The following is a 16,803-nucleotide window of genomic DNA, read 5'->3' on the forward strand; positions in this document are numbered from 1 at the left end:
AAGTTTATTATTTATTTACTGAGAAAAAGACTGATCGTCCGTTTTCTAAGACTTTTTTTGTTCCATTTAAATCAATTTCACCTTTTAAACGAAGATCTGTTGAAGAAGCTCCAATTAATACTTCAATTTTTTCAGGATTAATAATCCATTTATTATTAATATATTGGGCAAATTGTTCTGGTGAAATTTTAAAAATAACCTTCTTTTGTTCTCCCGGTTTTAATTCAACTCGTTGAAAACCTTTTAGTTGAATAGGGAGTAGGGTAGAGTTACTTTCTTTAGGTGAAACATACAATTGTACAATTTCAGTACCTGTTCTATCTCCTGTATTTTTTATATTGAATTCAACAGTAAAACGTTCATCAGTTATGTTTGCTGATGATTGAACTTTTAAATTACTGTATTTGTAATTTGTATAAGAAAGTCCATAACCAAAAGGATATTGAGGTTGATTGTCTTCGGAATAACCTCGTTTATAATTTATTTCGTTTTTGCTTTCATCTTTTGGATACGTAACACATAATTTACCAGAAGGGTTTACGTTTCCTACTAAAATATCAGCAATTGCATTTCCACCTTCTTCACCAGGAAACCAAGCTTGAACAATAGCAGCACATTTGTCTTCAAACTTGCTAACCAATTGTTGACGACCACCAAACATTACTAAAATAACAGGTTTACCAGTTGCAAGTAATTTTTCTACAAAAGCTTCTTGCGCTCCAGGCAATCTTATACCTTTTCTTTCTCTACCTTCTCCGCATAAATATAAATTTTCTCCAACTGCAGCTATAATTACATCACTTTCTTTTGAAATTTTTATAGCATTTTCCAAATCAGGCTGAGGTAGTCCTTTAATTGTTAATAGTTTTAATTTACTAAGTCTGTCATCACCCAAACCACTATTATCAATGGTTGATTCTAACGGAGCACTCCAATCGCAACCTCGTTCGTGTAGTATTTCAACAGCACTTCCTAACTTTGTTTCTAGTCCTTCTTTTAAAGTGATTAATTTTGGATTTTCAGGATCAAACTCTGTGCTGTGCCAAAATGAAATCATAGATTGATAGGTGTAATCTCCTAATAAACAATGTACAGTTGCAGCGTTTGGACCAACAAGTGCAATTTTTTTTATGTTCTTTTTCAACGGAAGTATGCCATTGTTTTTTAATAAAACAATAGACTGACTTGCAGATTCATAAGCCAATTTTCTGTTTTCAGGTGGGTCGAAATTTAGAGAGCCATCTTGCCCTATTTGTGGATTTTTATCTAATAAGCCCAATTTAGCTTTCATAGTTAAAGAGCGCTTCACTGCCTGATTGATTTCTTTTTCAGTAACCAACCCTTTCTCAATAGCTTCAGGCAATAAAGGATAAGCTTCAGGAGAAGAAAGTTCAATATCTACACCTGCATTTAAAGCCATTGCGCCAGCGACCATAGATGAAGGAGCTTGCTTGTAACCTTTGTAAATTTTATTAACTGCAAAATAATCACTAACAACCAATCCGTCAAAACCAATTTCTTTGCGAAGCATTTGATCAAGCATTGTTGGATTTGCCACAACAGGCAAAGACCTATAAACACCATATGATGGCATTACACTTTTAGCACCTCCAATTTTAATGCAGGCTTCATGAGGCATTAAGTATTCTTCGTATAATTCTTTTGTGTCGTTATTTGATGTTCCATAACCTGCAAAATGTTTTACGGTAGCAGCAACGCCTGTTCTAAAATCATCTCCTTGTAAACCTTTAACAAAAGCTACTCCTAAACGAGAAGTTAAATATGCATCTTCACCGTAGCTTTCTTCTAGCCTGTTCCAATGTGCTGTACGACTTAAATCGAGCATTGGAGACAAAGCAAACGTGGCACCCGCTGCTCGCATATTTTTAGTTGTTGAAGCGGTGTTTTTAGAAATTAGTTCAGGGTTCCAAGTACAACCCATGCCAATTTGTTGCGGAAATGTTGTAGCTCCTTGGGTAGCAAAACCTGTAATTGCTTCTTCATGAAAAATAGCTGGAATTTTTAAATCTGTTTCGGTCATTAAAAAATGTTGAACATCTCTAACTAAATCTCTTAATTCTTCAGGACTTAATGTAAGACCCGATGAAAACTGACAAAAATGTCCAATACCAAATGGCATGTGCTCTTTTGCTTTTTCAGAAGAGAATTTACCATTTTCCATCACAAATTTTAATCTGGTTCCTACAATTTGAGCTAATTTTTCTTCCATGGTCATTTTTGCCATAATAGCATCTACCACTTCATTTGTTTCTGAAGTGTAAAAGGGTGTTTGGTTTTGAGCAAATAGTTGCCCAATTCCAATAGAGAAAAATAGGGAAGCAGTTAAAGCTAAATGTTTTAGTGAAATAGATTTTAATAAGTTCATTATAAAATTTGATTTTTATTTTAAATTGGGCTTAATTTCCAAGTTCTAACCCATTCGTATTGAGTGGTTCTTTGTGCTTTAGTACCGTGGGAAACCAATCCACCATCTTCAGGAACTGGATTCCAATCATAGGTTTCAATAGCCATTTGTATAAAAGCAGGCACATCCCAAGTTACAGTAGGATTCAACGTGTACGCATAAACACCATCTAAATAAAATAGTATTTCAGTTTCTGATTTCCACCAAGCACCATATACATAAAAACGTTCGTGGTTTTTAGTTTCAGGTACCGAAAAAGCCTGAACTCTTTCACTTTCTGGGTGACAACTAGTTTTTCTATGAATGGCATTTGCATGAAAAATTTGATCCCATTCTTTACCCCAAACTTCGGTTGAATCTGTAGTTTTCCCAACACATTCCTGTATGTCTAATTCTAATTTTTTTTCACAATTATACTTCGTCATTAACCAAAATGTAGATGACATTACTGTTTCATTGGCTTTCATTTTAGCCTCAAAATACCAACCAATATGCCCAGGTTTTATTGAGCGTACAATACCACCTTGATACGTGAAAGTTTTTCCGTTTGAAATTACAGGGGTATCTAGTTTACCAACGGTTACATTTAATTTTCCGTTTTCAACAACAACATTGTTAGCTTTAAACAGTGCTGGAGGTCGTCCGTCCCACATCCAATCGTTTCCAATTGGTTCTTTTTGCCATTTGGATTCATCTAAAGTTGTACCGTCAAATTCATCAGACAATTCTTCAACTTTAACCCATTTTTTACCAATTGGTGCTTGTGGTGTTTGTGCGTAAAAAACACTAAATGTTAAATAGCTAAAAATTAGGATTAATTGTTTCATAATGAATAAAAGTGATTCTTTAACGATTTTTAAAATGTTGTATCTATTAATCTACATGCGTATCAATAGCACCGCCAATATTGTTTTCTTTATAACCTTCCATTGTAATTTTGAAAGCATGAGCATATTCTGACGAGAATTGTTTAGGAGCTTTAATAATTAAGCCTTTTTCATTTCTTACCCATTCAATTTCTTCGTTACTACCTAATAATTCCACTTTTTCAATGGTTGAATTAAGCACTCCAATTTGTGTACTTAACGATTTGATAAGAATTTCGTTTTTAGGAGTGTCCATTACTATAGCAAAAAACTCTTTGTCAGTTTTTTTTGTAAAACGAATATCTGTATTGGTATACGCAATTTTGTGTTTTTCAACTTTATGACCACCTTCAGGAAGGCGAGTAGGACCTTCTCCAAAAATTGTCCAAGGACGTGTACCGTAAATAGCTTCACCATTTACAGCTAACCATTCTCCCATATCAATTAATAAATCTTTCATTTCCTGCGGAATAGAACCGTCTGGATTTGGTGGTACATTTAACAACATCAATCCGTTTTTTGATACAATATCAACCAAGATATCTACCAATTCATTTGAAGTTGTAAACTTTGCATTTGGACGGTAAAACCAAGCTCCTGGAGATGTATCTGTTAACCAAAAATGTTCTTTTGGTTGATTTGGTCGTCCACGTTCAAAATCTTTTACAGCTGCATCTTCAGGGAAAGTAGTTTCTTTATAACAAACAGCAACTTCTTTATTCCACTCAATTCCTTTGTTGTAATAATACGCTAAAAATTTTGTGCGAATTTCTTCTGTCATATTTTCTAACCACCAATCAAACCAAATAACATCAGGTTGATAAACATCCATAAACTCTTTTATTTTTGCCCACCAAGCATTGTAAAAATCTTCATCAGGTGTATCTGATTCTAATGAATGCGGATTGGTATATAAATCGTAATCTTCTGGATTAACACCACCATAAGCGTGCGCAGGTGCAAAATATTTCCAAGTAAAAGCGTGGTGAAACGAGCCTAAAAACTTCATTCCGTGGCTTTCAATTTCTTTTTTTAACGCAGCTGAAGGATCAATACCTCCGTAATTCATAGAGTTCCAACGCGTAGCTTTACTATCCCACATTGCAAAATTATCGTGGTGCATAGCTACGGGTCCTGCAAATTTTGCTCCTGATTTAGCAAATAAATCAGCCCATTCTTTGGCATCAAAAGCAGATGGATTGAATTGCTCAATAATGTATTTGTAACCATACTTAGCTGGGTCACCGTATTTGTTTTTGTGATGTGTAAAATTAGTTGTAGGTTTTCCATTTTTTGTAGGTACCTTTTTACCATCTTCATACATTTTCATACCGTGCCAACCAGCATACCATTGATCCGGATCTGCACCAACAAATGCAGAAGAAACTGGTCCGTAATGGGTGTAAATTCCAAATTTAGCATCCTGAAACCAATCTGGAGCTTCATTAACCTTCTTTAACGATTCCCAATTTTCTTGATAATGTGTATGTTCTTTGTTTTGTTGTTGACTATATGCAACAGTTATTGTTAAGAGTAAAGCAAGACTTATTTTAAATAGTTTCATATGCTGTTTTTTATAAATTATTCAGTAATAAATTTTATGGTAGCAGTTTCTAATCCTTTTGAAGAAGCTGTGAATTTAATATCTCCTGTTTTTTCTGATGTTTTAATTATTGCTAAGCATTTGCTATTGAATGCTTTTCTGCTTGAAGCTTGAAATGAATCGTGATTCATATTGTCACCATTTCCTACACCAATTAATGTTCCTACACCATCAACCTTAAATTCTATTAAATTATCAGCATTAGGCACTACATTTCCATCTGCATCAAGAATTGTACATTCTATATAAGCTAAATCAGTACCATTAGCTTTTAAATTTGATCTTCTTGCAAATAATTCAATTTTAGCAGGTTTTCCTGCTGTTTTTACTTCTTTTTCTGCAACAATTTTTCCGTTTTTAGAAGCTATTGCTTTTAAAGTTCCAGGGGTGTAAATTACTTTCCATTGTTGGTATTCAACATCATTTATATCATTGCTTTGTTTTCCTAATGATTTTCCATCTTGAAATAATTCAACTTCATCACCATTTGTATAAGCGTATACCGCAACTTCTTTACCTTCCATACCTTCTAAATTCCAATGAGGAAAAATATGAACCATTGGTTTTGAAGTCCATTGAGATTGATAAAAATAATAGCCATCTTTGGGAAAACCACATAAATCAATAGGAGCAAAGGATGACGAACGAGCTGGCCATCCAAACGGAATTACTTCACCTAAATAGTCAAACCCTGTCCAAATAAATTGCCCCATTACTCCCTTACGCTTTTTTACGGCTCTCCAAGAAGCATAACCTCTTTCTCCAATTAAACCTCTCGTTTCTACCCAATTGTACGCATCTTTACTTTCGTAATTTAGGTTGTCCCACCAAGCTTTTTTTTGTGCTCCGTATAAATAAGTTCCTCTCGGATAAAAAGATTGCGCAGATGCACATTCAGTAACTATACCCATAGCTTCTGGAAAAAGTGCTTCTTCACGAACAAATCCATTTTCTTTAATGTAATTAAAACCTTTAATATCGCTTGTGGCAGCAGCTTCATCGCTTGGCCACGCATCCCAACCATAACCGATTAAACCATTGGTAACAGGTCTGTAATCTAAATTATGAATAATATCAATCAACCGTTCAGCAATTGGAATTCCTTCATCAGTTTTCATTTGATCAATTTCATTTCCAATACTCCACATAATTACTGAAGGGTGATTTCTATCTCGTAATACAAAATCGGTTAAATCTTTATCGGCCCATTCTTTAAATTGATTTGCATAAAAATCTACAGGAATACGAACTTTTTTACCATTTTGAGTAGTAGCAGGTTCTTTTACAACTTCCCATTCATCAAACATTTCATTCATTACTAAAAAACCCATTTCGTCACAAACATCTAAAAATTCAGTTGAAAATGGGTTGTGGGCAGTTCTAACTGCATTACATCCCATTTCTCTTAATATTTCAAGCTGACGTTCAATAGTTCTTCTGTAAACAGCTGCACCTAAAGGTCCACCACCGTGATGTAAGCAAACACCTTTTAATTTTGTTTGAACTCCGTTAATTGAAAAACCAGAGTCTTTATTGTAATCTAAAGTTCTAATACCTGTTCTTGTTGATTCTGTACCAATTAATTCTCCGTTTTCAAATAATTCAACTTTAACCGTGTAAAGGTTCGGACTTTCAGGTGACCAGAATTCAGGATTTATAATGTCTAAATCAATAGAGAATTCTTCATTGATACCTTTTGAAATAGTTAATTTATCTTCTTTGGAAGTAATTACTTTATCATTTTTTAAAATACTTGTTTTAGTTAGTACATGTTTTGCTTTATTGAATTCAGATGTTACTTTGAATTTTGTGTTAATTGTAGCTTTGTTTTTAGAAATTTGTGGAGTTGTAACATATAAACTCCAAGTTGGAATGTATGTTTTATTACGTATTTTTAAAGTTACATCTCTATAAATACCAGTTCCAGAATACCATCGAGAACCTGGTTGTGAAGAATTATCTAAAGTTACGGTTAGTACATTTTCTCCTTTAAATTTTATGAACTTAGTTAAGTCGTATTCAAAACCTATATAACCTAAAGGTCTAAAACCAACTTTATTTCCGTTGATATATACTGTTGAATTACGGTAAGCACCATCAAAGTAAACAAACACTTTATGTTCATTTGCATTAGCATCTACAGTAAACGTTTTTCTGTAAGTACACTTTCCGGTTGGTAACCAACCACCACGTGAAAAAGATGGGTTGTCTTTAGAGAAAGGTCCTTTAATACTCCAATCGTGAGGAATGTTTATGGTTTCCCATGCGCTATCATTAAATGCTGGCTGAATAGCTGCTGTAATTTCTCCTTTTGAGAATTGCCAACCTTTATTAAAATTATGCGTAGTAACCTGAGCTTCTTTGGTACAGGAAACTAAAAAAGCAACAATGAAACCAATTAAAGTTAGTTGTTTTATTTGTTTGTGGTTAAAACTTAAAAAAGGAGTATTCATAAATAGGATAATAGTAAAATTACTTTGATATCAACAAATTTACAGTTAACACTATATATGAATACTTACAAATGGCTAATATTCTAAAACGAATGTGTTTTGATTCAGAAATTCAATAGTTTTTATTTAACTGAAAACTATTTAGTTGTAAATTCAAATGTTGGAGATATTGAACTATTACCGTGTTTGTCAATAGTTTTAACATACCAATAGTATACCGTATTTGTATTTAAAGAAACATTTTGAATAGTGGTGTTTGTGGTAGTTTCAAATAAGGTTGTAGGTGTGCTATTTACATCTAAATAAACTTCATATTTATCAATATCATTATCTATATCGCTACCATTCCATTTTAAAGTAACTACATAATCAGTTAAACCTCCCATTGGTGGACTTACAACTTCCGCAGGGAAAGGAATATAATTCTCAACGGGTTTTCCAGCATTAAAAAAGTTCCAAGTTTCACTAGTTGCTGTTGTTGAATTTGAATTGGATATTGAAATTATTTTCCAAGAAAAAGAAGTTCCTCGGGCTATGTTTTGACTAATTGTTGTACTTGAAGTGTTAGTTTCTGTAGTTTCATTAGTACTTAAATTTTTTAAAACAAGCGTATATTTATCAGTGTTTTCAGATTTATTCCACTCAAATTTAACCCTGCTTAATGTTTCAGAAATGATATTTCCTTGGTTACATTCTTCATTTTTTAATGGTAATACTAAATCAGCTGCTGTAGGATTTTCAACAACAGGAGGAGGTGGTGTGTCATCGTTGCTACCACCACAACTTACTATTGTTAAAGAAAAAAAGAGTACTGTTATTTTGAATAAATTTTTCATTATTGTTTTATTATTTTAGATTGAACATTATAGTTTAAACCAATGATATTAACAAAATATAAGCCTTTTGATAGGTTACTTGTATTAACTATAATTGGTTGATTGGTTATTTTTACAGTTTTATTTATTACGATGTTTCCAGAGATAGAAATTACTTGATAGTTAATTGTTTTGCCTTCTGGTGAAGGAATTCCAATTGAAAATTTGTTGTTAACTACAGTAGGGTAGATAGTTATATTATTTAATAATGAAAATTCATCGATATAAACACCTTGACAATCTAATTCAGTTTTTACCTTTAAATTGTTTTTACCTGAAATTAGATCAAGTGTAATTTCATTTTCGTTTGTTATTAAAATCTTTTCATTTAGTTCAATTCTATATTGTTTTGAACCAGAAAGTTTAAGTGTTATTTGGCTTGTTGATTTATGAACCTTTGTTGATACTTTTAATGCTTGAGGTTGTTTAATTTTAATAGTAAAGCATTGTTTATAATTTGTGTCTTCTGTAGTTGTTATACAAACAGTATATGTACCAGCATCTAAATTTTCAAATGTTATATTTTTTGTAAATTCTTTTGATTCATTTGTTTCTGTAATTTTAGCAGTAAAAGCTAATTCTTTTGAAGACTCAATTGATATAGAACCATTATTGCTATTTGGACATGATTCACTTGTACTTAACAATTTAAAATTATCAGCAGGCAATGAGAAAAATTCACAACCTACAGCATTAACGGTTCTTCCAAGAGGAGTATCAGGACATTCATCAATTTCATCGGCAACACCATCTTTATCTTGATCGTTTTTAGGTAACGTAATACAATCTTCACCAGGTAACCCATAGCAACCTAAGCCAGTAGGTCCATATTTATAATCCCAAGTAATTCCTGCGACCCATTTTTCATTTCCATATTCGTATGCCCCAACATCGGGCATACTTCCTGAATAACCATCAGTAATACCAGGAATAATTTTTCCAGCATTTATAGGTATAGAACTATCTGATAGATAAAAATCTCCATTATTACTATCAACAAAAACACTTGAAGCAACAGTTAGGTTGTTTTGTTTGTCTGATTGGGGTTCCCAATTTTCATCACTCCCTAAATTATTCCAAACTTTTACATTTGTAAATTCTGTTCCGTCTTTATGCCATGCTCCCATAACTTGAGCTCCATTCCATAGGGTATTATTAAAAATATCAATATCTTTCCCATTCCAGTTGATTTGAATACTAGACCATTCAGTATTCCAAACTACGTTGTGGTGGACAGAAAAACCTTCGGCATTATTATCTAAATAAATACCAGCAGCCTTTTTCTTATCTCCACTTGAAGCAGCATCATGAAACCAATTATGATGAATTTTAGTACCTAATTGTTTACCAACAGTATAAAACAGGGCGCAGTCATCGGCAATTAAATTACTTTTTGAAATGTCATTAAAAGCCAATTCATTATTTTCTCCACTGTAGTTTACTCCGTCTCTACCACCATTGAAAACTTCATTTTGTGAAAATTTTGTATTGGTGATTCCTCTCATAACAACTGGAGCATCATAAGATCCTAAAAAGTTAAAATCGTGAATTCTGTTATCTTTAATAATATGATTATTACCTCTAACTTGTATACCAGACGCAGCGTTATAAGCAATTTCACACTTTTCAATAGTATTGTTTTGTCCTTGTACACTTACACTTGGAGAGTTCGCATTAAATCCACTAACAATTCCTTGTGTATGATTTCCGTAGAATGAAGAAATACCGTATAAAACGTTATTTGTAGTTCTATTATTGGTTTGCCAAGTGGAGGAATCTTCTAAATTAATGCTTCCACCAAAAACAGCTAAATTTCTAACTTCGATGTACTTTTTATCTTTTAAGTTGATCGTTTCAATTCTTCTACGCATTTGTACTACACCATCAATAGGAGCTGTGCCATTTGGTAATTGAACAAATAATTCTTTTGTACTTGAATTGAACCACCATTCATTTTGATAATCTAATGCCGATTTTACACCTTCCAAAAAGAAATCTCCAAAATCTGCCGGTGCATGAAATGTTCTAATCCAGTCAGGGTTTTTATTTAAATTAAAATTAACTCTTCCACCAGCACTGCTTGTTATTGTTGCTTTCCAAGAAATCCAACCAGAGCCAGGTTTATCTCCATAGAACCAAACAGCTCCACCAGTCCAATCGTGACTAGGAATACTAGATTCGGTTAAGTAAGCATTAGAAATAACACTTCCATCGCTTCCGCCAGTATTTCTTAAGGTATTTAAATCGAAAGGACTAACTCCAACTGTTTTATTTGGCCAACGTGCCAAATCAAGGGCAGTTTCTCCGTTCATAACAAAATTATGCTGTTCTAAACTATTGAAAGGAATTGTGGTTTTATAAATACTACCAGTATCTTGTGTCCATCCAGAAAGTGCTTCCATAGCACTTATAATAACTTTATCTCCTGGATAAGATTGAAAAATAATAGGACTTCCCGCAGTTCCTGAATTTGCAGGTTTTAAGGTTTCTTCATATGTGCCTTCTTTAATAAATACAATATCTCCAGGCTGTGCTATGCTTGCAGCTTTACTTATTGTTAAATAAGGACTTTCTTCCGTTCCGGGGTTTGAATCATCTCCATCTTTTGCAACATAAATATTTCTGGAGAAACTATTTAGAACAATGAATAAGAGAGGAACTAATACTATTCTTTTAAGATTACTCATATAAAATCCAATTGGTATTTTGATTTACAAAATTACATTTGAAGCGAAGATATATTTTGAACAAATGTTTAAGAGAATAGAACAAATGATTTTACTTCATAATTATTGAAGAACTTAGAAGGGGAAGTGTGTTGTTTATTGCTTTTTGTTGATTTTTACTTGAGTGAAAGGAAGTAATAAAAATATACTTATTTTAAGAAACCTCTTTACGCAAAGTAAAGAGGTTTTATGTTTTTTTTTAGAAATTTATATTTTTTGAAATAGTTTTTGAAGCGCCTAAATCAATACTTCTTTGAGAAGGTAAAGATCCGCCAATATATAAGGTGTAATTACCTTTTCTTAACACTTCTTTTCCTTCTTGATTAAATTGATTGAAGGTTTCTTTACTTAGCTTAAACGTGATTGTTTTTGTTTCACCTACAGCTAATTTTTCACGTTTAAATGATTTTAAGTCGTATATAGGATCTTCTTTTCCTGCTAAAGGAGAGCTTATATATAACTGAACAACTTCTTCACCTTCAGTTTTTCCTGTGTTCGTAATATCTACAGTTACTTCATAAGTATCGCTAATGGTTAAATTACTATATTCAAAATTTGTGTATGATAATCCAAACCCAAAAGGATATAATGGCTCCTTTGTCATATATTTATAAGTTCTTCCGACCATATTGTAATCTATGTAAGGAGGTAGTTGATCTTCTGATTTTGGGAAAGTTATAGGTAGCTTACCAGAAGGATTGATATCACCAAAAATAACGTCAGCAACGGCATTTCCACCTTCTTCACCTGGATACCATACAAAAAGAATAGCATCAACTAAATCGTGTAATTCAGGAATGGCTATTGGGCTTCCGCCAGTTAAAACCAATACCAGTGGCTTGTTGGATTTACTTTTTATTTTTTTAATAAAGTCTATTTGGTTTTGAGGTAATTTAATACTTGTTCTATCTCCTTTATCGCTTGATGCTATGGCTTCACCTTCTTCACCTTCTAAAAGTGCTGAAATTCCCATTACAGCAATACAAACATCCGCTTGTCCGGCTTCTCCTGTAGTCCAATCTATTGGATTTACATTAGCTCTAAAAGGCAATACCCCAGATTTGTAATTGATGGTAGTTCCGGCGCTTACTTTATTTACAATACCATCTAAAATTGTTTGTGTGCTACTTGTTAAACCGTAATAATTTCCAAGTAAAACCTCTTCGTTTGCAGCATTTGGACCAACAACATAGGCAGTTCTTATATCTTTTTTTATAGGAAGAATATTGTTTTTGTTTTTTAAAAGTACAATTGATTTTTGAGCGACTTTTCTGGCAAGCATTCTATGTTTTTCAGAATCTACAACTTCAGAAGTAATGGCATCATATGGGTTTGTACCAATAGGATCAAACATTCCAAGTTTGAAACGAGTTAATAAACTTTCTTTTAGGCGAGTATCAATTAATTCTTCTGTAATTAATTTTTGTTCAAGAGCAGATTTTAATACTTGATACACATTTCCACAGTTTATGGTTGTTCCGCTTTTTAAGGCTAAGGCTGCCGATTCTTCAGCAGTTTTGGTTACTTTATGAAATCTATGAAAATCACTAATAGCTCCACAGTCTGAAACAATATATCCTTTAAACCCCCATTGGTCTCTTAAAATATCTTGCAATAAATAAGGACTTCCACAACAAGGTTCTCCTAAAGTTCTGTTGTAAGCTCCCATAACACCTTCAACATTGGCTTCAGTAACCAAGGCTTTAAAAGCAGGTAAATAGGTTTCAAATAAATCTTTTTTATTTACAACAGCATTAAATTCATGTCTAAATTCCTCAGGACCTGAATGTACTGCATAATGTTTTGCACAGGCAGCAGCTTTCATATATTTAGCATCTGTTCCTTGCAAACCTTTTACAAAAGAAACACCAATTCTACTTGTTAAATAGGGATCTTCACCATAAGTTTCTTGTCCTCGACCCCAGCGAGGGTCTCTAAAAATATTTACATTTGGAGACCAAAATGTGAGTCCCGCGTAACGACTTCTATTATCAATTTTAATAGCTTCATTGTATTTAGCTCTAGCTTCATCTGAAATTGCAGTACCAACTTCTAAAATTAATTCCTCGTCAAAGGTAGCCCCAAATGCTATTGCCTGTGGAAAAACAGTTGCTTTACCATTTCTAGCTACGCCGTGTAAAGCTTCGTTCCACCAATTATATTCTGGAATACCTAATCTTTCAATAGGAGGACAGATGTCTAATAATTGAGACGTTTTTTCTTCTAAAGTCATTTCAGCAATTAAAATATCTACGCGTTCATTATTCGAAAGATTGATGTTTTCCCATTTAAATTTCGGTTCTACATTGTTTTGTGCTGTTTCTTTTTCTTTTTCTTTTTCTTTTGTCTCACAACTTAGAACTCCAAATGAGATTGCCATTACAATTAAAAAAGAATATTTGATTTTTGAGTGGGATAAGAATTTCATTACGGTTTTTTTAAAAATTAAAAAAAGGTACATTTTAAATATAAATGTACCTTTTTTATTAATCAATCAATCAACTTAACAATAACTATTTTAATGATATGGCTATGGTGTATGCAAAATCACAAGGTTTTTCTTTTGGCATTGCTACCTCAAGTCCTTCTTCAGTTTGGCTCCATTTTATGTTTTCAGAACTTCCTAAAACATTTATATCAGTTATGTGTATATCTTTTGCGAATTCAGTATTTTTAGCTAATGTGGTAATGTTTACCTTACCGTTTTCAGGCCAATCTAATACAATGGCGTAAAGGTTGTTATCTTTTGTGGTGAAACGAATATCTTTTGAAGATAAATCTTTGTTATTACCTTCAGAGTGGTGTCCTTTTTTAACTTCAGTTGGACCTTCACCAAAAGTTTTCCAGTATTTGGTATCGTAAATTGCTTCACCATTGGTAGTTAACCAATCACCAATTTGTAATAATATTTTAGCTTGATCTTCTGGAATTGTACCGTCAGCTTTAGGACCAACATTTAATAATAAACATCCGTTTTTACTTACAATATCAACTAAATCGTCAACAATTTGATTTGCTGTTTTTGATTTCCAGTTGGTAACATGACTCCAAGAGTTTTTACCAATAGAGGTATCTGTTTGCCAAGGTAACTTTCTAATTCCGGGTAATTTTCCCCTTTCTAAATCGTATATAACGGTTCCTTCAGGAAAGGCTTCGTGAGAAAAGTTTTTATCTTGTAATACAACTTCTTTATTCCACTCAATTCCTTTATTGTAGTAATAAGCAGCTAATTTTGGTCTCATATCAGCATAATCAGGAATATCTAGATAGAAATCGAACCATAAAATATCTGGTTGATAGTTGTCAATAACATCTTTAGTTCTTTCCCACCAGCGTTGTTTAAATTCTTCAGATACAGGTTCTGTTAAATCTTTCCCTTTTGAAGAATAAAGATCTGCATATTCAGGGTCTGTAGTATCAAAATGATCTTTTTTGTTGTAGAATGACCAGTTAAAAGCGAAATGAGATGATGTTCCCATAATCATTCCTTTTTCTCTACCAGCTTTAAATAATTCGCCTAAAACATCTCTTTTAGGACCCATATCATAAGCATTCCATCGAGTAGTGTTAGATTTATACATAGCAAAACCATCATGATGATCAGCTACAGGAATTACATATTTTGCACCAGATTTTTTGAATAAATCAATCCATTCGTCAGCATTAAATTTTTCAGCCTTAAACATTGGAATAAAATCTTTGTATCCAAAGTCTTTTTGGTCTCCCCAAACTTTTTTATGATGCAAGTATTCCTTACTAGGGCCAGGTTTAGTACCACCTAATTGAGCATTAAAGTTTGCAGTATCCATATACATTTGTCTTGGATACCATTCAGAACCAAAGGCTGGAACAGTGTATGCTCCCCAGTGAATAAAAATTCCAAATTTGGTTTTGTTAAACCATTCTGGATCTTTATAATTAGCTTTAATAGATTCCCAATTAGCCTCGTATGTAGGTTTTTGAGCCTGGGCTATTTTTTTTTCGCTTGATTTATCAGCGCAAGAATATACAAATATAGAAAGTATAATAGCGACTAATAAATTTGATTTGCTTAATCTCATTTTAAATTTTTTTGAGTGATGCTCTTAATTATCTAGGTGCTAAATTCGATATAAAATACTATTTAGCGTTAAACATATGTTTTTAAAAATGCATTAAATGATTAAAAGTAACTGTTTTTTATTTTTTTAATTTGGAAATTAATATGGCGTCAGCCTTTGTATTCCAGGGAGATATGTATTTTTGTCCTTTTTTTATATCTTTTTCTTCTGAGTATTCACCTGTTAAAGTGTTGAACCATTGTATGGTTCTTTCTCCATGTTTTGGATTTAAAAACCAACAATTCATGGCTACTACTTCTTTAGGAAAATAGAGTAATATAGTGTTTTCGTCATCTGTTAAATTATAGCCTGCAGAATTTTTCCAATGAGTTGGTTTCATTTTTGAAAAATCAAATTTGTCAAACAAACTTTTCATATGTTTAAAGTATTCAAATTTTGGTTTTATAAAGTCTTCAGGTTGTTCAAACGGATTGTAAATTACAACATTCCAAGATGAACCTTGCCAATAATAAGTGGTGTAGACACCTGCAAATAGGCACATATAATTTCTACGTAAACAAACTTCAGCATTGGTATATGAACCAGGAAATACTACATATGGCGATTCTTCATAGCCACCATGTTCTATATTAAAAACAGGTTTGTCTTTAAAATTTTCATGGTCATCTAACATTTTATTGTAAATGTTATGTACCCAATTTTGTGTTGAAATAAAATCAACTTTTTCAGGATTTCTTTTGCAATAGCCAAAATCGTGAACAGAAAGTAGTCGTTTAAAATGATCTTCTTTTCTAACTCTTTCAATTCTATTATTTATATAAGCTTCATCGGCTCTGCCATAAAATAAGGCTTCTTTTGAAATGTCCCACACAATGTTTGGAAAGGCTTGATAGCGCTTTACAACATAGTCAAAATACATATTATCAGCTTCAGAATTCATATCAGGCCAAGCAACTAATTTGTTCCAAACGTAAATCATTAAATGCGAAACAATTCGTTTGTCGTGCATTAAGCTAATAGTTCTATCAAATCTTTTGAAAAATTCTGGATTTAAAGCTGAATAATCAGGGTTTTCATTATTTCCTAAAAAAGGAAAAATAGCTTCAGGACTCCCATATTCATGTTCTGGGTGTTCTTTTAACTTTTCATCTTTATCCCAACTTACATCATATGAAAAAACATTCATTACAATTTGATTGAATCCATTTTTATCTAATAAATCTAAAAAATGTTCGGTTTTAGGAAGTGATTTTTCATTGTGATAATCTAAAGCATATAACCAATCACATTCAAACGCTAATAAAAAATATGGAGTTCCATCTTCATAATAAAAGTGTTGAGGATTGTCTTTATTAATTACAATGCTTCCGTGGTTATTTTCTTTGTTTTTTGAAATGATAACTGTTCCCTTTTTACCTATTAATTTTTTTGATTCGGAAAAAGTATCAAAAGTCCATTTTCCTTCTAATGAACTTGAAAAACGAATAATCCATTCATTTTTTCCATTGTAAAATCCAGGAACTTCTTGTTTAGTACCATTTTCATGAATAAAGTGTGCTCCAAAATTTGTGGTGTAAGGAGATTTAATACCTGCATTTGTTGAAATTGAAATATCTAATACTTCCCATTTTTCAGCTTCATATGTTTTATTGTTTTTGTATGAATTTTTTATTATTTGAGCTTGAGAAATTGAAGTTACCAGTAGACTTAAAGTTACAATTAAAATAGATTTTATAATTTTCATGACTTATTGAATTGGTTTTAAATAGAATAAAAAGTTAATGATTATAATGA

Annotated in this window: 9 protein-coding genes; all 9 read right to left on the reverse strand. The window is 32.3% G+C overall.

Translation table 11 applies throughout. The features are described 5' to 3' along the window. Positions 1 to 7 precede the first annotated feature (7 nt). Complete coding sequence (locus tag CHB67_RS00725) at positions 8 to 2,386, reverse strand: glycoside hydrolase family 3 N-terminal domain-containing protein (RefSeq protein ID WP_089379822.1); 2,379 nt, start codon at positions 2,384 to 2,386, stop codon at positions 8 to 10. Positions 2,387 to 2,406: 20 nt separating this feature from the next. Beyond that, positions 2,407 to 3,252, reverse strand: coding sequence for a LamG domain-containing protein (locus CHB67_RS00730; RefSeq protein ID WP_176461178.1), 846 nt, complete (start codon positions 3,250 to 3,252; stop codon positions 2,407 to 2,409). A gap of 46 nt (positions 3,253 to 3,298) precedes the next feature. After that, positions 3,299 to 4,855: an alpha-L-fucosidase gene (locus CHB67_RS00735; protein ID WP_089379823.1), complete on the reverse strand. Its 1,557-nt coding sequence runs from the start codon at positions 4,853 to 4,855 to the stop codon at positions 3,299 to 3,301. Positions 4,856 to 4,872: 17 nt separating this feature from the next. Further along, a complete protein-coding gene (locus CHB67_RS00740) occupies positions 4,873 to 7,347 on the reverse strand; it encodes a sugar-binding domain-containing protein (RefSeq protein WP_089379824.1) in 2,475 nt (824 codons plus the stop codon). A gap of 137 nt (positions 7,348 to 7,484) precedes the next feature. Beyond that, on the reverse strand, positions 7,485 to 8,183 hold the full coding sequence (locus tag CHB67_RS00745; protein ID WP_089379825.1) for a hypothetical protein: 699 nt from the start codon (positions 8,181 to 8,183) through the stop codon (positions 7,485 to 7,487). Further along, positions 8,183 to 10,909: a T9SS type A sorting domain-containing protein gene (locus tag CHB67_RS00750; RefSeq protein WP_089379826.1), complete on the reverse strand. Its 2,727-nt coding sequence runs from the start codon at positions 10,907 to 10,909 to the stop codon at positions 8,183 to 8,185. The genes CHB67_RS00745 and CHB67_RS00750 overlap by 1 nt, the downstream gene beginning before the upstream one ends. Positions 10,910 to 11,147: 238 nt before the next feature. Beyond that, complete coding sequence (locus CHB67_RS00755; protein WP_245813384.1) at positions 11,148 to 13,376, reverse strand: glycoside hydrolase family 3 C-terminal domain-containing protein; 2,229 nt, start codon at positions 13,374 to 13,376, stop codon at positions 11,148 to 11,150. An 85-nt stretch (positions 13,377 to 13,461) separates the two neighbouring features. Then, positions 13,462 to 15,009: an alpha-L-fucosidase gene (locus CHB67_RS00760; RefSeq protein WP_089379827.1), complete on the reverse strand. Its 1,548-nt coding sequence runs from the start codon at positions 15,007 to 15,009 to the stop codon at positions 13,462 to 13,464. Positions 15,010 to 15,127: 118 nt separating this feature from the next. Continuing rightward, entirely contained in the window at positions 15,128 to 16,753 is a 1,626-nt protein-coding gene (locus CHB67_RS00765) for a DUF5060 domain-containing protein (protein WP_089379828.1), read from the reverse strand. Positions 16,754 to 16,803: the final 50 nt, after the last annotated feature.

The organism is Lutibacter agarilyticus (assembly GCF_900188235.1).
Lineage (GTDB): Bacteria > Bacteroidota > Bacteroidia > Flavobacteriales > Flavobacteriaceae > Lutibacter > Lutibacter agarilyticus.